The 21,482-nt window shown below is 66.4% G+C and carries 24 protein-coding genes and 1 tRNA gene; 13 read left to right on the forward strand and 12 right to left on the reverse strand.

Features of this window, described 5'->3' with window-relative positions; all coding sequences use genetic code 11:
* Positions 1–59 precede the first annotated feature (59 nt).
* Positions 60–677: a J domain-containing protein gene (locus tag FQ775_RS16275; protein ID WP_146298444.1), complete on the reverse strand. Its 618-nt coding sequence runs from the start codon at positions 675–677 to the stop codon at positions 60–62.
* 136 nt (positions 678–813) lie between these two features.
* On the opposite strand from FQ775_RS16275, the gene FQ775_RS16280 reads away from it, so the two are divergent.
* Positions 814–1,116, forward strand: a complete 303-nt coding sequence (locus FQ775_RS16280; protein WP_146298445.1) for a BolA family protein — start codon at positions 814–816, stop codon at positions 1,114–1,116.
* A gap of 24 nt (positions 1,117–1,140) precedes the next feature.
* Here the strand turns inward: FQ775_RS16280 and FQ775_RS16285 are convergent, their stop codons facing one another.
* The 3 genes from FQ775_RS16285 to FQ775_RS16295 are packed head-to-tail and all read right to left on the reverse strand — an operon-like array spanning position 1,141 to position 4,120.
* Entirely contained in the window at positions 1,141–2,409 is a 1,269-nt protein-coding gene (locus FQ775_RS16285) for an HlyC/CorC family transporter (protein ID WP_146298446.1), read from the reverse strand.
* Complete coding sequence (aroB, locus tag FQ775_RS16290; RefSeq protein ID WP_146298447.1) at positions 2,406–3,536, reverse strand: 3-dehydroquinate synthase; 1,131 nt, start codon at positions 3,534–3,536, stop codon at positions 2,406–2,408. The genes FQ775_RS16285 and aroB overlap by 4 nt, the downstream gene beginning before the upstream one ends.
* The gene (locus tag FQ775_RS16295) at positions 3,536–4,120 is read right to left on the reverse strand and encodes a shikimate kinase (protein WP_146298448.1); all 585 of its coding nucleotides are present in this window, start codon (positions 4,118–4,120) and stop codon (positions 3,536–3,538) included. The genes aroB and FQ775_RS16295 overlap by 1 nt, the downstream gene beginning before the upstream one ends.
* A gap of 144 nt (positions 4,121–4,264) precedes the next feature.
* On the opposite strand from FQ775_RS16295, the gene FQ775_RS16300 reads away from it, so the two are divergent.
* The 5 genes from FQ775_RS16300 (at position 4,265) to FQ775_RS16320 (ending at position 8,150) form a co-directional block, all read left to right on the forward strand.
* Positions 4,265–4,408, forward strand: coding sequence for a histidine kinase (locus FQ775_RS16300; protein WP_146298449.1), 144 nt, complete (start codon positions 4,265–4,267; stop codon positions 4,406–4,408).
* A gap of 22 nt (positions 4,409–4,430) precedes the next feature.
* Entirely contained in the window at positions 4,431–5,342 is a 912-nt protein-coding gene (locus FQ775_RS16305) for a site-specific tyrosine recombinase XerD (RefSeq protein WP_146298450.1), read from the forward strand.
* Between the two features lie 104 nt (positions 5,343–5,446).
* Positions 5,447–6,397, forward strand: a complete 951-nt coding sequence (locus tag FQ775_RS16310) for an acetyl-CoA carboxylase carboxyltransferase subunit alpha (RefSeq protein ID WP_146298451.1) — start codon at positions 5,447–5,449, stop codon at positions 6,395–6,397.
* Positions 6,398–6,610: 213 nt separating this feature from the next.
* On the forward strand, positions 6,611–7,885 hold the full coding sequence (locus tag FQ775_RS16315) for a L,D-transpeptidase family protein (RefSeq protein ID WP_146298452.1): 1,275 nt from the start codon (positions 6,611–6,613) through the stop codon (positions 7,883–7,885).
* A gap of 10 nt (positions 7,886–7,895) precedes the next feature.
* Positions 7,896–8,150 (forward strand): sulfurtransferase TusA family protein, encoded by a 255-nt coding sequence (locus FQ775_RS16320; RefSeq protein WP_146298453.1) that lies wholly within the window; start codon positions 7,896–7,898, stop codon positions 8,148–8,150.
* Positions 8,151–8,238: 88 nt separating this feature from the next.
* Here the strand turns inward: FQ775_RS16320 and FQ775_RS16325 are convergent, their stop codons facing one another.
* Positions 8,239–9,366: a CobW family GTP-binding protein gene (locus FQ775_RS16325; RefSeq protein ID WP_246730153.1), complete on the reverse strand. Its 1,128-nt coding sequence runs from the start codon at positions 9,364–9,366 to the stop codon at positions 8,239–8,241.
* Positions 9,367–9,374: 8 nt separating this feature from the next.
* Positions 9,375–10,448: a D-alanyl-D-alanine carboxypeptidase family protein gene (locus FQ775_RS16330; protein WP_246730154.1), complete on the reverse strand. Its 1,074-nt coding sequence runs from the start codon at positions 10,446–10,448 to the stop codon at positions 9,375–9,377.
* A gap of 250 nt (positions 10,449–10,698) precedes the next feature.
* Between FQ775_RS16330 and FQ775_RS16335 the strand changes: the two genes are divergently transcribed.
* Positions 10,699–11,862, forward strand: coding sequence for a M20 aminoacylase family protein (locus tag FQ775_RS16335; protein ID WP_146298455.1), 1,164 nt, complete (start codon positions 10,699–10,701; stop codon positions 11,860–11,862).
* 248 nt (positions 11,863–12,110) lie between these two features.
* Positions 12,111–12,187, forward strand: a tRNA-Arg gene (locus FQ775_RS16340).
* Between the two features lie 118 nt (positions 12,188–12,305).
* Here the strand turns inward: FQ775_RS16340 and FQ775_RS16345 are convergent.
* The 3 genes from FQ775_RS16345 to FQ775_RS16355 all read right to left on the reverse strand — a co-directional run bounded on the left by FQ775_RS16345 (position 12,306) and on the right by FQ775_RS16355 (position 14,037).
* Positions 12,306–13,235: an SRPBCC family protein gene (locus FQ775_RS16345; RefSeq protein WP_146298456.1), complete on the reverse strand. Its 930-nt coding sequence runs from the start codon at positions 13,233–13,235 to the stop codon at positions 12,306–12,308.
* Positions 13,232–13,573: an ArsR/SmtB family transcription factor gene (locus FQ775_RS16350; protein WP_206064769.1), complete on the reverse strand. Its 342-nt coding sequence runs from the start codon at positions 13,571–13,573 to the stop codon at positions 13,232–13,234. The genes FQ775_RS16345 and FQ775_RS16350 overlap by 4 nt, the downstream gene beginning before the upstream one ends.
* A 275-nt stretch (positions 13,574–13,848) precedes the next feature.
* A complete protein-coding gene (locus FQ775_RS16355) occupies positions 13,849–14,037 on the reverse strand; it encodes a hypothetical protein (RefSeq protein ID WP_146298457.1) in 189 nt (62 codons plus the stop codon).
* Positions 14,038–14,317: 280 nt separating this feature from the next.
* On the opposite strand from FQ775_RS16355, the gene FQ775_RS16360 reads away from it, so the two are divergent.
* The 5 genes from FQ775_RS16360 to FQ775_RS16380 all read left to right on the forward strand — a co-directional run bounded on the left by FQ775_RS16360 (position 14,318) and on the right by FQ775_RS16380 (position 20,220).
* Entirely contained in the window at positions 14,318–15,625 is a 1,308-nt protein-coding gene (locus FQ775_RS16360; RefSeq protein WP_146298458.1) for an extracellular solute-binding protein, read from the forward strand.
* Between the two features lie 80 nt (positions 15,626–15,705).
* On the forward strand, positions 15,706–16,587 hold the full coding sequence (locus FQ775_RS16365; protein ID WP_146298459.1) for an ABC transporter permease subunit: 882 nt from the start codon (positions 15,706–15,708) through the stop codon (positions 16,585–16,587).
* 118 nt (positions 16,588–16,705) lie between these two features.
* The gene (gene ugpE, locus FQ775_RS16370) at positions 16,706–17,494 is read left to right on the forward strand and encodes a sn-glycerol-3-phosphate ABC transporter permease UgpE (RefSeq protein ID WP_246730385.1); all 789 of its coding nucleotides are present in this window, start codon (positions 16,706–16,708) and stop codon (positions 17,492–17,494) included.
* Positions 17,495–17,505: 11 nt separating this feature from the next.
* A complete protein-coding gene (gene ugpC / locus FQ775_RS16375; RefSeq protein ID WP_146298461.1) occupies positions 17,506–18,609 on the forward strand; it encodes a sn-glycerol-3-phosphate ABC transporter ATP-binding protein UgpC in 1,104 nt (367 codons plus the stop codon).
* Positions 18,610–18,705: 96 nt separating this feature from the next.
* A complete protein-coding gene (locus FQ775_RS16380) occupies positions 18,706–20,220 on the forward strand; it encodes a malonate--CoA ligase (RefSeq protein ID WP_146298462.1) in 1,515 nt (504 codons plus the stop codon).
* A gap of 8 nt (positions 20,221–20,228) precedes the next feature.
* Here FQ775_RS16380 and FQ775_RS16385 read toward each other — a convergent pair whose 3' ends face one another.
* From FQ775_RS16385 to FQ775_RS16395, 3 genes are read right to left on the reverse strand one after another with little or no spacing between them, the layout of a single operon-like run.
* Positions 20,229–20,537 (reverse strand): GNAT family N-acetyltransferase, encoded by a 309-nt coding sequence (locus FQ775_RS16385; protein WP_146298463.1) that lies wholly within the window; start codon positions 20,535–20,537, stop codon positions 20,229–20,231.
* A complete protein-coding gene (locus tag FQ775_RS16390) occupies positions 20,534–20,842 on the reverse strand; it encodes a GNAT family N-acetyltransferase (RefSeq protein ID WP_146298464.1) in 309 nt (102 codons plus the stop codon). The genes FQ775_RS16385 and FQ775_RS16390 overlap by 4 nt, the downstream gene beginning before the upstream one ends.
* The gene (locus FQ775_RS16395) at positions 20,839–21,471 is read right to left on the reverse strand and encodes an alpha/beta hydrolase (RefSeq protein ID WP_146298465.1); all 633 of its coding nucleotides are present in this window, start codon (positions 21,469–21,471) and stop codon (positions 20,839–20,841) included. Before FQ775_RS16395 ends, FQ775_RS16390 begins: the two co-directional genes overlap by 4 nt.
* Positions 21,472–21,482: the final 11 nt, after the last annotated feature.

A 21,482-nucleotide genomic window follows, 5' to 3' on the forward strand; every position in this document is an offset into this window, starting at 1 on the left:
CGAGGGCGTCGCCGTCCGTTACCTACAAATTCGGGGGCAGTGCTTACCAGACCTCGGCCTCAACAGAAACCGGATTGTTTGAGCACCCGGTAGGCCTGGATCACGTCGCGGAACCGGTCTTCCGAACCCCGGTCGCCGCCATTCGCATCCGGATGGTGGCGCTTCACAAGTTCCTTATAGCGCGCCTTTATGTCGGCGCCAGCCGCATTCTGGTCGAGGCCCAGCGTTTCGAGTGCCCTGGCCTCCAGCGGCTTGACCTTGCGCTGGCGCGGCCGCGGCGGCGCCTCGGCGTCTCCGAACAGGTTGAACGGGTCGCGCACGCGCTTGTAGTAGCCGGCGCGGCCGGAGCGCTTGTCGGCGAAATCCGGGCTGGAACGCGCCTGCGAATTGCCGCCCATGGCCCAGGTCGGGCGGTGGCCGGTCAGCGCCTCCTTCTGGAAGCGCGCGATCTCGGTGTCGGCCAAGCCGGAAAAGTAGTTGTAGCCCTTGTTGTACTGGCGCACATGGTCGAGGCAGAAGCGGAAATATTCGCCCTCGCGCATGCGCCCGACCGGCGCCCGGTGGAGGCCGGCCTCGGCACAGCCGTCCCACTGGCAGCGCGGCGCGCGCGACTTCAGCTCCGCGTCCGGGTCGGGCCGCACGCGAATCCTGTCGAAATATTTCGAATCCAGCTTCATGCGCCCCCGATTATGGGTGCTTCGCACCCGGATACAAGAATTGACATTTGAGCTTCGATCCCCGTAGGCGGGTGATTTGGCCATTGTCGTGCGAAAAGCACGGCGCGATTGGCGGCCACCCAGGAGAGACCCTGCAATGAGCATCCAGACCGCGATCGAAGCCAAGCTGCGCGAGCGCTTCGCGCCCGAAAGCCTTGACGTCATCAACGAAAGCCATCTCCACGCCGGCCATCATCATGTCGAGCACGGCCGCGAGGAAACTTTCGACGGCACCGGCGAAACCCATTTCCGCGTCCGCATCGTGTCGGCAGCCTTTGCCGGCATGAGCCGGGTCGAGCGCCACCGCGCAGTCAACGAGGCGCTGGCCGACCAACTGCGCGCCGGCCTTCACGCACTGGCGATCGAACCGACGGCTCCGGGCGAAAAGACACGGCGCTGACCGCGATGCGGCAGCGACCGGACGCTACTGGCCGGCGTCGCGTATCCTCAGCCGCATGATCCTGTTGCGGTCGCGCTTCATGACGACGAAGCGCTTGCCGTGGAAGGTGAAGGCCTGCTTTTCCTCCGGGATGGTCTGCGCCTCGTGAATGACGAGGCCGGCGATCGTCGTCGCCTCCTCGTCGGGCAGGTTCCAGTCGAGCGCGCGGTTGAGATCGCGGATCGGCACCGAGCCGTCGACGACGATCGAGCCGTCGGCTTCCTGCTTGACGCCCTGCATGTCGACATCGTGCTCGTCGGCGATCTCGCCGACGATCTCCTCGATGATGTCCTCGAGCGTGACCAGGCCCTCGACCTCGCCATATTCGTCGACGACGATCGCCACATGCGCCTTCTTGCGCAGGAAGGCGTTCAACTGGTCGTGCAGCGTGGTGGTGTCGGGCACGAACCACGGCTTGCTGGCGACCTTGGTGATGTCGATGCGGCGCGGCTCGTTGTCGACGTCGTGCAGCGCCCGCAACAGGTCCTTGGAATGCACCACGCCGACGATGTTGTCGGTGGAATTGCGATAGACCGGCATGCGCGTATAGGGGCTCTGCAGGATTTCGCGCACCACCTGCTCGGCCGGATCGTCGGCATTGACCAGTCGCATCGCGGTGCGGTGGATCATCACGTCGGAAACCTCGAGCTCGGCAAGGTCGAGCAGGCCGCCGACCCGGTCGCGCTCCTGCTTGATGAAGGCGCCCTCGCGATGCAGCACCTCGACGGTGCCGCGCAGTTCCTCATGCGCGGACACCATCGGCGCGTCGCGGCCGAGATTGATGCCGAAAAGGCTCAGGATGCCGCGCACGATCCAGTTGGCGACCGAGGAGACCGGCCCGAACACGAAAACGACGGCGCGCGCGAAGGGCGAGACGATGAGCGCGAATTGTTCCGGACGGAAAAGCGCCAGCGACTTGGGCAGGATTTCGGAGAAGATGACCAGGATGACGGTCATCGCCAGCGTGGCGTAGACCACGCCCGCCTCGCCAAACAGCGTCAGGAGCAGGCTGGTGGCGAGCGCCGAGGCGAGGATGTTGACCAGATTGTTGCCGATCAGCAGTGCGCCGACAAGGCGGTCCTTGCGCTCGATCAGCTTCTCGACCATGGCCGCGCGCCGGTCGCCGCCGGCCGCCAGCGAATGCAGCCTAGCCCGCGACGCCGCCGTCATGCCGGTCTCGCTGCCCGAGAACAGGAAGGACAGCATGATCAGGAAAAGGATGACCCCGCCTGTCACCCACAATTCGCTCGTCATTCCGGAAGGTTCTCCTGGATGAAGGAAAGCACCTCGGAGGCCGGCACGTCCCTGGCGATGTAGGAGCGCCCGATACCCCGGGTAAGGATGAAGGTGAGTGCGCCGCGCAAGACCTTCTTGTCCTGGGCTATATAGGAAAGCAGTTGCTCCGCGCCAGGCAGGCTGCCCGGAATGTCGGCCATCCTCACCGGCAGTCCGACCTCGCCCAGATGTGCCTCGACCCGCGCCGCATCGTCGGCGCTGCACTGGTTGAGCCGCACCGAGAAGCGGTGCGCCAGCGCCATACCGACGGCCACGCCCTCGCCATGGACGAGCCGCGCGCCGTCGTAACCGGTCGCCGCCTCGAGCGCGTGCCCGAAGGTATGGCCGAGATTGAGCAGCGCCCGCTCGCCGGTCTCAAGCTCGTCGCGGGCCACGATCTCCGCCTTGGCACGGCAGGACTCCGCGATCGCGCGCTGCCGGGCCGGGCCGCCGGTGAAGACGGCGCGCCAGTCCTTTTCCAGCCAGGCGAAGAAGTCGGGCCGGTCGATCAGGCCGTATTTGACCACCTCGGCATAACCGGCGCGGAATTCGCGCGGCGGCAGCGTGTCGAGCGCGGCGGTGTCGGCCACCACCAGCCGCGGCTGATGGAAGAGGCCGACGAGGTTCTTGCCGCGCGCCGTGTTGATGCCGGTCTTGCCGCCGACCGAGGAATCGACCTGGGCCAGCAGCGATGTCGGCACCTGCACGAAACCCATGCCGCGCCGCACGATGCCAGCAGCGAAGCCGGCAAGGTCGCCTATGACGCCACCGCCGAGGGCAATGACCAGGTCGCCACGTTCCAGCCGGGCGCCGAGCACACCGTCGACCACGGCCTCCAGCGCGGCGAAGCTCTTGGTCTTCTCGCCCGGGTCGAGCGTAATCGTGGCGCTTTCGATCCCGGCCCGTTCGAGGCTCTCGACCAGCGTGGCGAGATGCGCCGCGGCCACGTTGCTGTCGGTGACGATGGCGCAGCGCACGCTCGGCATGCGCCGGGCGATCTCGCTGCCGCAGGACGCAATCAGGCCGTCGCCGATCAGGATGTCGTAGGAGCGCCCGGCAAGGTCGACCTCGACACGCACCGTGCCCTCCGCCGCCGTTGCGTCCATCAGCCAGCTCCCAAACGTTCGTTTTCCAGATAGGCGGCAATGGCGGCAAGCGCCTCGTCGGCGATCACCTCCTTCGGCTCGTCGCGGGAGGCCACGACGATGTCGGCCTCCGCGTAAAGCGGGTAGCGCTCGCGCATCAGCCGCTGCATGACGGCACGCGGATCGGCGTTCTGGAGCAGCGGCCGATGCCGGTTCTTCATGACGCGCTCCATGAGCACGTCGAGGTCGGCCTTGAGCCAGACCGAGACCCCGCCGCGCTTGACCGCACCGCGCGTCTCCTCGTTGGTGAACGCGCCGCCGCCGGTGGAAATGACGCGGCCGCCCTCCTCCAGAAGCCTGGCGATGACCCGCCGCTCCAGCGAGCGGAACTCCGGCTCGCCATAGCTTTCGAAGAGCTCAGGCACCGACATGCGGGAAACGGTCTCGATCTCGTGGTCGCTGTCGATGAAGGGGATTTCCAGCATCTGGGCAACCTTGCGCCCGATCGCCGTCTTGCCCGCCCCCATCAGACCGACAAAGACAATCGCCCGCCCGCCGATCAATTCGCGCAGTCTTGTGGCGGCGGCGTTCCTCGAGGCGGTCATAAAAAAGTTCCTTCGCCCGGCGTATGCACATGAAAACAGAGGTTCCGTCAAGCACGCGCGCCATCGCCCGGCGGGGTTGAATTCGCCCAGTCGCCAACGCATAAGAGGGTGGGGCGGACAGGCTATTGGGGAAATCGGAGGCGGATGCCCACCCTTTTCAGGTTCTTGGTCACCATCGGCATCATCGCCGGCATCGTCTATGGAGCCATGTTTGCGCTGGTGACCTTCGTCGAGCCGAACAAGGGCGAAATGAGCGTGCGCATCCCGCCCGAGAAGCTCAATCCCTGAGCATGGGCCCGGTGGTCAGCCGATGAACAGCGCGACCGCGATCGAAGCCTTCCTGGAAATGATGAGCGCCGAGCGGGGCGCCAGCGCCAACACGCTCGAGGCCTATCGCCGCGACCTCGACGATGCGGCGGCCGGGATCGGCGGGCTGGCCGACGCCTCAAGCTCGGACATCCGCGCCTATCTCGACACCATCGCCGCGCGCGGCTTCGCTGCCTCGACACAGGCGCGCAAGCTTTCGGCGCTGCGCCAGTTCTACCGCTTCCTCTATGCCGAAGGCCTGCGCGGCGACGACCCGACCGGCACGGCGATGGCGCCGCGCAAGAGCGCTGTGCTGCCGAAGATCCTCAGCGAGGCCGAAACCGGGCGCCTGCTCGACCGCGCGGCGGAGGAAGCGGCAACAGCGCCGCCCGGCATGAGCCAGGTGGCCACCACGAGGATGCATGCGCTGATCGAGGTGCTTTATGCGACGGGCCTGCGCGTTTCCGAACTGGTCGGGCTGCCGGTCGAGGTGGCACAGCGCGACCAGCGCTTCTTCATGGTGCGCGGCAAGGGCGGCAAGGAGCGCATGGTGCCGCTGACCGAGAAGGCGCGTGCGGCCATGACTGCCTGGCTTTCGGCCCGCGCCCGCGATGCCGCGGCCGTGGAGAGCCCCTTTCTCTTCCCCGCCGCATCCGAAAGCGGTCATCTGCCGCGCCAGGTCTTCGCACGCGACCTGAAGGGACTGGCCGCGCGCGCCGGGATCAGGGCGGCCAGGGTCTCGCCGCACGTCTTGCGCCACGCCTTTGCCAGCCACCTGTTGCAGAACGGCGCCGACCTGCGCGCCGTGCAGCAATTGCTCGGCCATGCCGATATCTCCACGACTCAGATCTACACCCACGTGCTGGAGGAGCGGCTGGTGCGGCTCGTCAACGAGCACCACCCGCTTGCCGATTAGGCGCGCGAACGTTATGTGAGGGCCTCATTTGGCGCACGCGCCGGCCCGTCCGGCCGCCAGGAGTGCGCTTTCTTGCGTATTGCGAGCGTTCTGGCCGACGGCGAATGTACAACTACCTCGATTTCGAAAAACCCGTCGCCGATCTCGAAGGCAAGATCCTCGAGCTCAAGAAGCTCAGCGAAAGCGGCGAGGCCGTCGATGTCGCCGACGAGATCACCCGGCTGGAAAAGCGCGCCAGGGAAGCGCTCAACGAAGCCTACCGCTCGCTCACGCCGTGGCAGAAGGCGCAGGTGGCGCGCCACCCCGACCGGCCGCACTGCCTCGACTATGTCGATGCGCTGTTCACCGACTTCACCGGCCTTGCCGGCGACCGCAGCTTCGGCGACGACAACGCCATCATCGGCGGCTTTGCCCGCTTCGGCGGCGAGCCGGTGGCGATTCTCGGCCAGGAAAAGGGCGCCGACACCAAGAGCCGTCTGAAGCACAATTTCGGCATGGCGCGGCCGGAAGGCTACCGCAAGGCGGTACGCATCATGGAACTGGCCGACCGCTTCAACGTGCCGCTGGTGACGCTGGTCGACACCGCCGGCGCCTATCCCGGCATCGGCGCAGAGGAACGCGGCCAGGCCGAGGCGATCGCGCGCTCGACCTCGGCCTCGCTCGGCCTCAAGGTACCGGTGGTCTCGGTGATCATCGGCGAGGGCGGCTCCGGCGGCGCGATCGCGATCGCCACCGCCAACAAGGTCTACATGCTCGAGCATTCGATCTATTCGGTGATCTCGCCGGAAGGCGCGGCCTCGATCCTGTGGCACGATTCCACCCGCGCCAAGGACGCCGCCACCTCGATGCGCATCACCGCCCAGCACCTGCTGGAACTGAAGGTGATCGACGGCATCATCGACGAGCCGGTGGGCGGCGCGCACCGCAGCCGCGACACCGTGATCGCGGCGACGGGCAAGCAGATCGAAGCGGCGTTCGAGGAGCTTGCCGGCGCGAACATGGACTATCGCGAGCACCGCCGCGAGAAGTTCCTGGCCATCGGACGCGCGCTCTGAGGCAGGCTGCCCGGGCGGCGTGAAATGCGGCCAATGCCCGCGACATGCCACAAAAATGCCAAGACTTTTGCCTCAATGACAACCGCGTGAGGCAGGCGGGGCTGCCCTTGTGGTAAGGTTTTTTCAAGGTTAACCAACTTAACGTCGCGCCAGCGATCACGGCAGAGAGGCTTGCTGCCGCAAAGACCATCGCGACGGGTGATTGATACGCCGATGATTTCGAAGTGGATGCGTACCGGACTGCTTGCCGCCGGCATGGCGCTGACGCTGGCCGGCTGCACGGAATCGACATTGCAGTCGGTCGGGGCCAAGGCGGAAAAGCCGCTGCCGCCGCGCCTGATTGCCGCCATGAAGGCCAAGGGCATGACCCGGCACTCGCCGGTGATGGCGCGCGTCTTCAAGGAAGAAGGCCAGCTCGAGGTCTGGAAGCAGAAGGCCAATGGCCGCTACGAGCTGCTCGCCACCTACCCGATCTGCAAATGGTCGGGCAAGCTCGGCCCCAAATTCACGGAAGGCGACCGCCAGGCACCGGAAGGCTTCTACCATGTGCGTCCGGCGCAGATGAACCCGCAGTCGAGTTTCCACCTCGCCTTCAACATGGGCTATCCCAACGCCTATGACCGCGCCAATGGCCGCACCGGCTCGCACCTGATGGTGCACGGCGAATGTTCGTCGGCCGGCTGCTATTCGATGAACAATCCGGAGATGGAAGAGATCTACGCGCTGGCCCGCGACGCCTTCCGCGGCGGCCAGCGCGATTTCCAGATCCAGGCCTACCCGTTCCGCATGACCGCGCAGAACATGGCGCGCTACCGCAACGACCCCAACTATCCCTTCTGGCAGATGCTGAAGGAGGGTTACGACCATTTCGAGATCACCAAGGTGCCGCCGAAGGTCGACGTCTGCGAGAAGCGCTACGTCTTCAACCGCGTCACCGAGGAAGGCGTGGAGTTCTCGCCGACCGGCGCCTGCCCCCCGACGACGCAGCCCGAAGCGCTGGTCAACGCCTTCCAGTCCTACCGTTCCGAATACGAGGCGGCCTTCACCACCATGGCCGGCAAGGGCGGCATGCCGGCGCCGAGGGCCTCGATCGCCGGGCTGAGGGAGGCGAACCTGGTCGCCGACTGGACCCGTCGCCGGGCGCGCGGCGAGCGCGTGCCGGTGGAGCCGCCTTCGCTTGGCCATGACGGCACGGTGACCGCGACCTCGGTCATGGGCCGCATCGATTCACCGGCCGGCCGCCGCATGGCGGCGATCGACGCCGAGAAGGAAGCCAAGCGCAAGGCGGCCGAGGAAAAGGCCGAGGCCGAACGCCGCGCCGCCGAGGCAAGGGCGGCGGCCGAAGCGGCCAAGGTCGCCGAGGCGGAAGCCGCCAAGCGCGCCGCCGAGGAACCGGCGGAGACCGCCGCGGCACCCGCGGAGGAAGAGTCCGGCGGCCTGCTCGGGCTCGGCTCGGTGCGCAAGCGCATCACCAACATCTTCGAATAGCCCGCCGGGGATGGCCGCGGCCGAGACCTACGACCTGCGCGGGCTCAACTGCCCGCTGCCGGTGCTGAAGACGCGGCGCCGGCTGATGGACGCGCCGGACGGCTACCGGCTGTGGGTCGAGACCACCGATCCGCTGGCGGTGATCGACATTCCCGCCTTCTGCGCCGAGAGCGGGCACCGCCTCGTGGAAAGCCGGGCGGTCGAAGGCGGCCACCGCTTCCTGATCGAACGCGGCGGGGCGATTGCGGACGGGGCGGACGCTTAGGCCGCCCACCGCTCAAGGCGCTGAGCCGATTCGACCGAATTCCCCCGCGAAAGTGCGATCGGAAACCAGTTTCGCCTCATAAATTGCTTTACGGCCGGAACCCGCCGATCGACAGCGGGTTGGCCTCCAACGCCGTGCGGTCGGGCTGGTCGACCGACGGCTTGCCGGCGAAGGCGTCGAAGAGCCGCCGCACATAGTCTTCCGGAACGTCCGCGGTGATCAGCACCAGCCGCGTGCCGCGCTGGCCGGAAGGCCAGGCCGGCAGCCGCATCGGCGGATGCAGGAACTGGCGCACGCCATGGACGACGAGTGGCCTTTCCGGTTCCTCGACCGTCTCGACGATGCCCTTCATGCGCAGGATGCCCTCGCCATGGGTGGAGCGCAGAAGGTCGAGGAAATTGGCGATCGCGGAAAATTCCAGCGGCCGGGCGAGCGTCAGCGAGAAGGTGCGGAAACGGCCGTCATGCCGGTCGTGATGGTGGTGTTCGTGGTCATGGTCGTGACCATGGTGATGGTGGTCGTGATGGTCGCGCAGCGCCCCTTCGCGCAGCCAGCGTTCGACGTCGACGCCCTTGGTCGCCGGGTCGTAGAGGCCGCAGTCGAGCAGCGCGGCGGGCGTCGCCGCGCCGGCCGCGGCGTCGAGCACCGGCGCGCCTGGGTTGAGGGCTGCAAGTCTCGCCGCAAGGGCTTCAGCCGCACCGGGTTCGGCAAGATCGGTCTTGGTGAGGACGATGCGGTCGGCGACCGCGATCTGGCGTACCGCCTCCTCATGCGCGTCGAGCGTCGCGGCTCCGGAGAGCGCGTCGGCTACCGCGATGACGCCGTCGAGCCGGTAGGCGGCGATGAGCGCCGGATGCGCCATGATCGACTGCAGCACCGGGCACGGGTCGGCGAGCCCGGTGGTCTCGATGACGACGCGCGAAAACTGCGCCAGCCGACCCGTCTGGGCCTGGTCGGCGAGATCGGCCAGGGTGTCGACCAGTTCCCCGCGCACCGTGCAGCACAGGCAGCCGTCGGAGAGTTCGATAATGCCGTCGGAGGCTTTTTCGACCAGCAGATGGTCGATCGGCACGTCGCCGAACTCGTTGATGATGACGGCGGTGCCGGCAAATTCGGGCAGCTTGAGCAGGCGGTTGAGCAGCGTCGTCTTGCCGGCGCCGAGAAAGCCGGTGAGAACGCTGACCGGGACCGGCGCGGGCATTTCTTGATCAGGCATCGGCGTGGCTACTGGACCGCGCTCGCCTTGGCCGGCTCGTAGGGCGGCCGCGGCGTCGGGATCGGCACGTTGGCGTATTCGATCAGTTCGGCGGCGGCAGGCGATTTCGGCCCGGTGGCCCCGCCGAGCCCGACGGCGACCAGTTGCGGCTCGCGCTCCATCTCGCGGATGAAGGGCGAGCGGATCACCATGTTGCCCTCCTCGTCGCGGTTTTCCATGCGCTCCTTGCGCGCCTCCTGGGTGCAGATGACGGGACGCATGTTGGTCGCCTCGGCGAGCTTGTCGCCGCCGACCGGGAGCCGGGTCAGCTCCGGCGCGAAGGACTGGTTGCGGGAAAAGCCGTCCTCGAGCAGCTGTGCCGCCTTTTCGGCGCGCTGCGCCACCGACGGCTCGCCGACCAGCACCGCAATCACGGTGCGGCCCTGGCGTGTGGCCGACGCCACCAGATTGAAGCCGGCCGGACAGGTGAAGCCGGTCTTCATGCCGTCGGCGCCGGCATAGCGGCCGATCAGCGTGTTGTGGTTGGAGAGCTTGGCCTTGCCGGCAGCCAGCCCCTCGATGTTGAAATACGCGGCATGTTCTGGAAACTCGCGGCGGATCGCGACGGCGAGCAGCGCGAGGTCGCGCACCGTCGAATATTGTTCGTCGGAATGCAGCCCGTGCGCGTTGACCCAGTGCGAGCCGGTCATGCCGAGGCGCTTCGATTCGGCGTTCATGCGCGCCGCGAAGGCGGCCTCGGAACCGGCGATCGATTCGCCGATGGCGGTGGCGACGTCGTTGGCCGACTTGACCATGATGATCTTGAGCGCATTGTCGAGGGTGAGCACCGAGCCCGGCTTGTAGCCCATCTTGCTCGGCGGTTCCTTGGCCGCGTTCCTGGAGATGGTGACCGGCGACTTCAGCGTCACCTCGCCCGACTTGACGGCGCGGAAGGCGACATAGGCCGTCATCAGCTTCGACAGCGACGCCGGATACCAGCGCCGGAACGCCTCCTCGTGCGACAGCACCTTGCCCGACTTCAGGTCGACGACGATCGACGGACCGGCCGCCGCCGGCTGCAGCAGGGTGAGAAGGCCGGCCACGGCCAGGGCTCCTGAAAGTCCGAAAAGTCGCATCGCGGGGCTCTGTGTCGATTTCGCTATGGTCGGGTGCGCGAATTGCGCTACGGTTGCGCGGTCTTTCCGCCGCTCTCATTTCGCGCGGGGAGGCGACCGGCCGGCTTCCGGCGGGTATTATTTAGCGCATGTGACGCCAAGATGGCAAAGCCCGGCCGGCGCGAACCGGCCGGCGGCACCCGCCTCTTGCGCGGAAGGACCAGAGGAGTGCGACCAAATGCCGATTCTGAACCGGGCGGCGGAGCTGCAGGAAGAGGTGAGCGGCTGGCGCCGGCACCTGCATCGCAAGCCGGAGCTGGGCTTCGATCTGTTCGAGACCTCGGCCTTCGTGGCCGAGAAGCTGCGCGAATTCGGCTGCGACGAGGTGGCGACCGGCATGGCCAAGACCGGGGTCGTCGGCATCATTCGCGGCCGGCTCGGCGACGGCCCGACCATCGGCCTGCGCTCCGACATGGACGCGCTGCCGATCGCCGAGGCGAGCGGCGTGCCGCACAGTTCCGAAAACGCCGGCAAGATGCATGCCTGCGGCCATGACGGCCACACCGCGATGCTGCTCGGCGCGGCCAAGTACCTGACCGAGACGCGCAATTTCGCCGGCTCGGTGGCGGTGATCTTCCAGCCCGCAGAGGAAGGCGGCGGCGGCGGCCGCGTCATGGTCAAGGAAGGCATCATGGAGCGCTTCGGCATCGAACGGGTGTTCGGCATGCACAATGCGCCAGGCCTGCCGGTCGGCCATTTCGCCACCCGCCCGGGCCCGATCATGGCCTCGACGGCGGAATTCACCATCACCGTGAAGGGGCGCGGCGGCCACGCCGCGTTCCCGCACCAGACCATCGACCCGATCGTGATTACCAGCCGCATCGTCGGCGCCATGCAGTCGATCGCCTCGCGCAGCACCGATCCGGTCGAGGCGCTGGTGGTGTCGGTGACCAAATTCCATGCCGGCGACGCCTATAACGTCATCCCCGAGACGGCCGAGATCGCCGGCACGGTGCGCACGCTGAAGAAGGAGACCGCCGACCTCGCCGAGGAACGCATCCGAGCGCTCGTCACCGGGATCGCCGGCGCCAGCGGCGCCGAAGCCCACATCCACTACGACCGCAACTACCCGGTGACCTTCAACCATGCCGAGGAGACCGGCTTTGCCGTCTCCGTCGCCGAGGACGTGGCAGGCACGCCCAATGTCGACCCGGCGATGCCGGCGATGATGGGCGGCGAGGACTTTTCCTACATGCTGGAGGCCCGGCCAGGCTCCTTCATCTTTGTCGGCAATGGCGAAACGGCCAACCTCCACCACCCCGCCTACGACTTCAACGACGAGGCGATCCCGCACGGCATCTCCTACTGGGTGCGGCTGACGGAAAAGGCGCTGGCAGCCTGACGCGAAGCAGCCCCCTCGGCACTGCCGGCAAGGGCCGACTGAGCAAGCCGGCCTAGCCGTTCTTTCGATCATGGCTGGGAAATGGCGGCGGCAGCGCCGCCATTTTCGTTCGCACCGACCCTCAAGCCGGCGCGCTTGCTTCGGCTGGCGGAGCCTTCACACCAGCGGCCGAGAACACGGCTCGACCGTCGCCGCAACCCCGCCAAAACGGTTGGCGAATCCACCCGAAACCGGTATGAAGCGGCCGTGGTCCCGTAGCTCAGCAGGATAGAGCATCAGATTCCTAATCTGAGGGTCACAGGTTCGAATCCTGTCGGGATCACCAGTTCACCGCTCGTCATTCGTCGCGATGCCGGCCTTCGGAGCGGAACGTCGCTGGAGCGTTCCCCGAAAGTTGGCCTTGCCCACGAGCCCTTGTTCGAGCTGCGGAACGCCGTGGCAAGTCAGCTTGAAATGATGAAACGTTCCAGCTTGCCCAGTGTCTGCAGTCCCAGCTCGATGGCGCCGAAGCCCTTCGCCTGCTGGAACTCGGCAGCAGTGGTGAAGACCATGCCCAGAGTCACCTTCGTTGCCCCGTCCTGGTCCTCGAACGAGGCCCAGGCGTCGGCATGTTTCGGCCCGTTCTCGCCCCAGAGAAGCGTGTAGCCGATCCGCTCCTCCGGCCGGACCTCGTGATAGAGGTGGTGGTTCGGAAACACCGTGCCGTCGGGCGCGATCATGTCGAAGACCCATTCGCCGCCGGTGCGCAGGTCTATCCTTTGCGTGCGGCAGGAGAAGCCCTCCGGGCCCCACCATTGCGGCAAAGTCTCGGCGTTCATCCATGCGCCCCAGACGACCGACCGCGGCGCGCGGATCACCTTCTGCAGCACCATGGTGCGCTCTGCCACGCCGGCGAGATTGTCCAGCTCCGCGTCAAAGCCCTGCCGGTAACCCGCCTCCATATCCTCGGCCAGCGAGGACAACTGCACCGTCACGACCAGCCGGCTGCGCTCGTCCGTGCCCGAGAAATCTGCTGTCACCAGCGCTGCCGATTGCGTCACGCCTTCAGACGAGATCACCTCGTAGTTGACACTGGACACCTCCGGCTGCAGCGCCAGCCAGCCGCACTCGCAGCGGATGTCCGGACGACCCTCCATCCTGCAAAGCGAGACCTCGCGTCCACCCACCCGGGTGTCGGCCTCAAGGAACTCCACAGCGACCGCCGAAGACGGTGCGGACCAGATCGCCCGCGCGGCGGGTGCCGTCCACACTTCCCACAGCACCGACAACGGCGCCGCCAGGTCGCGTTCGAAGGTCAGCGTCGCAAAACGGCCGCTCCGATCGTCGGCGGCGGCTGCCCGTGTCGCTGTGCTTGTCGCGAAATTCTGCGTCATTCCTTGCCTTCCTTCATCACATTCATCACGAACGCGTCCAGCCGGTCGAGCCGCGCCGCCCAGATGGCCCGCTGCTCGTCGAGCCATCTCCGCACCGGGTTCAGGGCGTCCGGCACGATGGCGCAGGTTCGGACCCGCCCGTCCTTGGACGTAACGATCAACCCCGCCTCCTCCAGCACGGAAAGGTGCCGCATCACCGTGGGCAGCCGCAGCCCCGTAGGCCCGGCCAGTTCGGTCACCCGCGCCGGCCCCTCGGCGAGCCGGGTCAGGATGGAGCGGCGCGTCGGGTCGGCCAGCGCATGGAAGAGCAGCGAGAGATCAGGATCATGCTTAGCCATATCGCTAACTATCATCGCCGCGAATTGCGGCGCAAGAAAAAACTTCGTCGATTTGCTAAGTTTTCCGGCGTGAACTCGCCGCGCTGCCTGTCCGGTTGCGTGACCGACGGCAAGGTTGGCGGCGGCCCTGCCCGCCTTTTCACTCGATGCAAGGCACAAGAGCGCCCGCGCGTTGGCAGCGCGCGGTCATTTCGTTGCCTGATAGTCCGGAAATGCGGCCACGTCCCAGATGGAGCGGCCTTGATGTGCCGGGCGGCGGGGCGAGCCCGCCGCCGTCAGTTGATGGTCATGACGACGGCGTCGTCGTCCTTCTTTGCCTCAAGCGACATCTCGTCAAGCTTCAGGTGCCACGCGGCCGGCATGGCGCCGCTTTCCAGGAAGCGGTCGATCTCGGCCGGCTTCTCGCACGCCGCCTTGGCGGCGAGGAACGCGCTATAGGGGATCTTGCGGAACTGCGTATGCATTTCGAATCCTCCAGCGTCTCCATTGAAGAACGAGATATTGGCCGGAATCTGACAAAGACAAATTTTTTGTGAACATCCGACGCAGCAGACGGTTTTTCGTTAACGCCCGCCCCGCCGGACGCCACCCCGACCCCTGTCGCAGCGTAGCCGGCGGCCATTGTGGATCAGTGGCGCATTTCACACGGCTGCAACAAAACCGTTGTCGGACTGTCATCTCCCGTCGCTACGGCGAGAGGCGAAAGTGAACGGAACTTTCGCCAACCAAATTCGGGAGAGCATCATGAAGCCCTTTGGTATCGCCGCGGGTCTCGCGGCCGGACTGTCGCTTCTCGCCAGCCCCGCCCTCGCCGTCACCGAGATTTCCTGGTGGCACGCCATGGGTGGCGCGCTCGGCGAAACGGTCAACGAGATCGCCGCCAATTTCAACGAGGCCCAGGACGAGGTCAGGCTGACCCCGGTCTACAAGGGCACCTACGAGGAAACGCTGACGGCCGGCATCGCCGCCTTCCGCGCCGGCGAACAGCCGAACATCCTCCAGGTCTTCGACGCGGGCGCGGCGACCGTCATCGGCGCCAGGGGCGCGGTGATGCCGGTGCAGGACATCCTCGAAGGCGCCGGCGCGGCGTTCGACATCGAGGACTACATCTCCGGCGTGCGTTATTTCTACGCCGACAGCGCCGGCAAGATGATCGGCATGCCGTTCAACTCCTCGGCGCCGATCATGTATTTCAATACCGAGGCGCTGGAAAAGGCCGGCGTCGAGGCCCCGAAGACCTGGGAAGAGTTCGAGGCCATCGCGCCGAAGCTCAAGGACGCCGGCTACATCCCGCTGGTCCAGTCGCATCTGCCGTGGGAGTTCACCGAGAACTTCTTCTCGCGCCACAACCTGCCGTTTGCGACCAACAACAACGGTTATGACGGCGCCGAGGGCACCAGGCTGCTGGTCAACAGCGACGAGCTGAAGATGATGTTCTCCAAGCTGGTCGAGTGGAAGGGCAGCGGCCATTTCGAATGGTACGGCACCGGCTGGGGCGACAACCAGACCCCGTTCGAGCAGGGCAACGTCGCGCTGTGGATCGGCTCGTCGGGCTCCTTCGGCGGCCTGAAGAAGTCGGCCACCATGCCGTTCGGCGCCGTGCCGCTGCCCTACTGGCAGTCGGTCGCGGGCGACGAGGGCTACCAGTCCTTCATCGGCGGGGCGGCCCTGTTCGCCATGTCCGGCAAGTCGGACGAGGAGAACAAGGCCACGGCGAAGTTCTTCGAATACCTGACCTCGCCGGAAGTCCAGCTGATGTGGCACAAGCAGACCGGCTACGTGCCTATCACCAACGCCGCCTACGAGCTTGCCAGGGAACAGGGCTACTATAGCGAGACCCCGCAGGCCGAGGTCGGCATCCAGCAGCTCAACCTGAAGGCCGGCGAGTGGACCAAGGGTTACCGGATGGGCTTCTACGTCCAGATCCGCGACGTCATGAACCGCGAATACGGCAAGCTGTTCACCGGCGAGACCACCGTCGACGAGGCCTTCAAGACGATCGAGGCCGACGGCAACCAGCTGCTCGAGCGCTTCGCCAAGACCGGCAGCTAACAACAGGCATCACGCCCGCGGGGCGCGTCCTTTCCGAGGACGCGCCCTTTTCGCATCATCGGCAGGGGACAGAGAAGCGGATGAACAAGGTCAGGTTCGGCCATTCGGCCATCCCGTACATCTTCCTGCTGCCGCAGATCGCGATCGTCGCCGTCTTCTTCTACCTGCCCGCAGGCGAGGCGGTGCGCTCCTCCTTCTATCTCGAGGACCCGTTCGGCTTCAGCTCGTCCTTTGTCGGCCTCGACAATTACCGCGACGTGCTGTCGAACAGCGAATACCGGCGCGTGGCGACCTTCACCGTCTGGTTCACCGCGCTTGTCGCCTTCTTCGCGCTCGCCATCGCGCTGCTGCTGGCGGTCAAGGCCGACGCGGTGATCCGCGGCGCCAAGACCTATCGCACGCTTTTGATGTGGATCTACGCCATCGCGCCGCCGGTCGCCGGCCTGCTAGGCATCCTTCTGTTCGACCAGCATGTCGGCCCGCTGGTGGCCCTGTTCGGCTTCTTCGGCTGGGACATGCGGGTCGGCGTCAACTATTACGACACCGCCACCGCGATGATCGTCACGGCGGTCTGGTACCAGATCGCGGTCAATTTCATCTTTTTCCTGTCCGGCCTGCAGTCGATCCCGCGCTCGGTGCGCGAGGCAGCCATGATCGACTGCCAGTCGGGCATGCGGCGCTTCTTCACGGTGACACTGCCGCTCCTGACGCCGACGGCGTTCTTCCTGCTGGTGATCAACATCACCTACGCACTGTTCGACACTTTCGGCCTGATCGACCTGATGACAAAGAACGAGCCTGGCAACAACCCGGTGACGCTGGTCTACAAGGTCTTCCTCGACGGCTTTCGCGGCAACGATCTCGGCGGTTCCTCGGCACAGTCGGTCATCCTGATGATCGTCGTCTTCGTCCTGACCGTGGTGCAGTTCCGCTTCATCGAACGCCGCGTGCATTATTCGTGAGGGGCGCATGACAGACACCGCCACAACCGTCCATGCGCTCGCTCCGGCGACGCGGCGCGCCGCCTTCAGGTGGAGCGTCGTCCTCGACCACGCCATCCTGATCGCCGGCTCGCTGTTCATGCTGTTGCCGGTGGCGCTGGCCTTCATGACCTCCACCCACGAGGCGGTGACCATCCACACCGGCGGAGTCCAGTTCATGCCCGGCGACCGCCTGGCGGAGAACTATTCCACGGTGATGTTCAAGGGCCTCGGCTTTACCGGTGCCGTCAACGGCACCACCATGATGATCAACTCGATGATCCTCGGCTTCGGCTTCGCCATCGGCAAGATCGTCGTGGCGATGATGGCCGCCTATGCGATCGTCTATTTCCGCTTTCCGCTGGCCGAACTCGCCTTCTGGGCGATCTTCGTCACCCTGCTGCTGCCTCTCGAGGTGCGCATCCTGCCCTCCTACGAGATCGTGCAGTCGATGGGGCTGACCAACACCTATACCGGGCTGATCGTGCCGCTGATCGCCTCGGCGACGGCGACCTTCTTCTTCCGCCAGTTCTTCAAGTCGGTGCCCGACGAACTGATCGAGGCGGCCAGGATCGACGGCGCCGGCCCGTGGAAATTCTTCGTCGACATCCTGGTGCCGCTCAGCCGCACCATGATCGCCGCGATCTTCATCATCATGTTCGTCTATGGCTGGAACCAGTATCTCTGGCCGACGCTGATCACCACCGACGAGGACTATTTCACCCTGGTGCGCGGCATCAAGCAGATCATCCAGGTCTGGGTCGGCTCGCAGATACCCGAATACGGGCAGGCCATGGCGCTGGCGATCCTCGCCATGCTGCCTCCGGTGATCGTGGTCGTGGTGTTCCAGAGCTGGTTCATCAAGGGCCTGACCGAAAGCGACAAGTAGGAGCATCCGCGATGGCCCGTCTCCATATCGACAAGGTCTCGAAGATCTATTCAGGCACCCAGCGTGCCGTCGACAATGTCTCGATCGACATTCCCGACGGCCGCTTCATCGTGCTGGTCGGCCCGTCCGGCTGCGGCAAGTCGACATTGCTGCGCATGATCGCCGGGCTGGAAACCATCACCGAGGGCGCGATCAGCATCGGCGACCGCGTGGTCAACGACCTCGACCCGGCCGAGCGCGACATCGCCATGGTGTTCCAGAACTACGCGCTCTACCCGCACATGAAGGTTTACGACAACATGGCCTATGGCCTGCGCAACCGCCGCGTGGCCAAGGACGAGATCGACCGCCGCGTCCGCGAGGCGGCAAGGACGCTCGAACTCGCCGAACTGCTGGAGCGGCGGCCGCGCGAACTCTCCGGCGGACAGCGCCAGCGCGTCGCCATGGGCCGCGCCATCGTGCGCAACCCGGAGGCGTTTCTGTTCGACGAGCCGCTTTCCAACCTCGACGCCAAGCTGCGCGGTCACATGCGCGTCGAGATCAAGCATCTGCAGCGCACCCTCGGCATCACCTCGGTCTATGTCACCCACGACCAGCTGGAGGCGATGACGCTGGCCGACACGCTGGTGGTGATGAACGCGGGCAAGGTCGAGCAGGTCGGCGCGCCGCTCGACGTCTACGAGCGCCCTGCCAGCCTGTTCGTGGCCGGCTTCATCGGTGCGCCGCCCATGAACCTCCTGCCGCTCTCCGCCCTCGGCGACGATGGCCAGCTCGGCCTGCGCGACGCGGCGGTGGCAACGATCGGCTTCCGCCCCGAGGATGTCGCGGTCGGCGAAAACGGCGTTGCGGACGGTCTGCGCCTGACACTGGTCATCGAGGCGGTCGAGCCGGTCGGGGCCGAGAGCTATCTGCACGGCAAGGTCAATGGCGAAGGCGTGGTGGCGCGCGTTGCCGGCCGCTCGCCGAGCAGCGAGGGAGACGCGGTGTCGATCGCCGTGCCCGCGAGCCGCCTGCACGCCTTCAGCACCGCCGGGCGACGGCTGGACGACTGGCGCGGAGAACCGGCCCCGGCAAATGGCGGCAACGGCAAGGCGGCGCGGCAGCCGGCGCTCTGAGCCAGGCGCCCGCGAAGGGGTGACAGGACGACCGCGAGACGGCAAAGATGCAGCGCGCCGCGAGCGCAGCCACGTCATCTGCCGTCCGGGACCTGCATGCCCAATCCGCTCTACGACGCCTTTTTTCGCCCGCACGAGGAAAACGACCGGCCGTTCCTGCATCTGAAGGATGGCACCGGGCTCAGTTACCGGGCCTTCCTTGCGATGACCGCGCGCTATGCGCATGCACTGCGGGAAAACGGGGTAGCGGTCGGCGACCGGGTGGCGCTGCAGGTGAAGAAATCACCGGAGGCGCTTGCCGTCTACGCGGCGTGCGTGGCCGCGGGCGCGGTCTTCCTGCCACTCAACAGCGCCTATACGCCGGCCGAGATCGACTATTTCGTCAGCGACGCCGAAGCGCGGATTCTGATCTGCGACGGCGCGGCCGAGGCCGCGCTGGCTCCGGTCGCGAGCGGCGCGGGCGCGACGCTGCTGACGCTCAATGCCGACGGCTCGGGCAGCTTTGCGGCGGCCGCGGCGGGGATGGCAGAGCGTTTCGACGTGGCCGAACGGAAGGCCGGTGACCTCGCCGCCTTCCTCTACACCTCCGGCACGACCGGGCGTTCCAAGGGCGCCATGCTGACCCAAAAAAACCTTCTGTCCAACGCGCTGGCGCTGGTCGACTACTGGCGCTTTTCGGCCGACGACGTGCTCCTGCATGCGCTGCCGATCTTTCACACGCACGGGCTGTTCGTGGCCACCAACGTCATGCTTCTTGCCGGCGGCGCGATGATCTTCCTTCCGGCGCCGGACATCGACGATCTGATCGCCTCCCTGCCGCGGGCGACGGCCATGATGGGCGTGCCGACCTTCTACACAAGGTTGCTCGCCGATCCGCGCCTCACCCGCGAAAGCGCGGCACATATGCGTCTTTTCATCTCCGGCAGCGCGCCGCTGCTGGCGGAGACCCATGTCGAGTTCGAAAAGCGCACCGGCCAGCGCATCCTCGAGCGCTACGGCATGACCGAGACCAACATGAACACCTCGAACCCCTATGACGGCGAGCGCCGCGCCGGCACCGTCGGTTTTCCGCTGCCCGGCGTGGAACTGAGAATCTGCGAGCCGGAGAGCGGCGCCGAGGTGGCGGCGGGCGAGATCGGCGTCATCGAGGTGCGCGGTCCCAACGTCTTTGCCGGCTACTGGAAGATGCCGGAAAAGACGAAGGAGGAATTCCGCGACGACGGCTTCTTCATCACCGGCGACCTCGGCACGATCGACTCCGACGGCTACGTCACCATCGTCGGACGCTCCAAGGACCTGATCATTTCCGGCGGCTACAACATCTATCCCAAGGAGGTCGAGCTGGTGCTCGACGAGCAGCCGGGCGTGGCCGAATCGGCGGTGATCGGCGTGCCGCATCCCGACCTCGGCGAAGGCGTGGTCGGCGTGGTGACGGCAAAGGCCGGGGCCGAACTCGATGTGGAGGCACTGCTTGCCGGCCTGCGCGACCGACTGGCGCGCTTCAAGCAGCCGCGCAGGATCGTCGTGGTCGACGAACTGCCGCGCAACACGATGGGCAAGGTGCAGAAAAACCTGCTGCGCGAGCGCTTTGCCCTGATATTCAGGGCCTGAGGCGCCTGTCAGCTCTTCGAGGCGAGAAGGTCATCCCACGCTGGCGCATGGCGCTTGAACTCGTCGGCGACAAACCAGCAGCTCGGCACGATCGTCCGGCCCTTGGCCCGCGCGTCGGCGACAAGCCGCTCCACCAGCGCCTCGGCGATGCCCTCCTCGCGATAGGGGACGGGAACGAAAGTGTGGTTGGCGTCGATGACGCCGTCTCCAAGGCTGCGCCAGGTCAGGCGCGATTCTTCGCCATTCGGCATGGCGACGAAATAGCGCCCTCCGTCGGTCGTCTCCTCGGTCTGGATGTCGGGCGTGTTGTCGTTCATGATTTCGGCTTCCTGAGCACGTCGGCCCATTCCGGATGGCGGCGGAACTGCGCCGCCGCGAAGGGGCAGAGCGGGATAATCGTCTTTCCGGCAGCGCGCGCATCCGCGACGGCGCGTTCGACCAGCCGCACGCCCGCGCCCTGACCGCGGAAGGCCTCGGGCACCTCGGTGTGATCGATGATGAGCTGGCGCTCTCCGACCTTCGAAAACGTCATCTCGGCTTCGGCGCCGTCCGGCGCGCGCAGCACGTAGCGGCCCTTCGACCCGGTTTCCTCCAGCGCGATTTCCGGTTGCTCGCCCGTCATGACGATGTCTCCTGGCTCGTCGCCGCACCGGCAAGAAAGCTATGTGCCGCCTCGATCTCGGAAGGCCGCACCTCGTGGCCGCCCTCGTGCCAGACGAGGGTGACATCGGCGCCTGCGGCCCGCAACCAGGATTCGAGGCGGGTTGTGAGGTCCGGCGGGCAGATCGGGTCGTGCCGGCCGGCAGTGATGAGCACGCGGCGACCGGAAAGGTCGCCAGCAATGCGCGGCTCGAACGGGATCAGCGGATGCATGAGCACCGCGGCGTCGAAAAGCGCCGGCTCGGCGAAGATCGTCGTCGCCAGGATGTTGGCTCCGTTCGAATAGCCGAGGCCGAGTACTGCCGACGGCTTGGCCTCCTCGACATGAGAACGCACGAAGCCAGCCATCTTCGCAGTCGCGCGGGCGAGGTCTTCCATGTCGTAGACACCCTCGCCAGTGCGCCGGAAGAAGCGGGCGGCGCCCATTTCCGAGATGTCGCCGCGCGGCGACACCACGCTGGCGTCCGGCGCGATCCGCGGCGCCAGATCGAAGAACTGGTGCTCGTCGCCGCCGGTGCCGTGGAAGGTGAAAAGCAGCGGCCCGCCGGGCGTGCCGGCAGCGCTCTTGTGATGATAGCTGTCGGTGGACATGTTCCTACCTC

Source organism: Nitratireductor mangrovi (assembly GCF_007922615.2).
GTDB lineage: Bacteria > Pseudomonadota > Alphaproteobacteria > Rhizobiales > Rhizobiaceae > Mangrovimarina > Mangrovimarina mangrovi.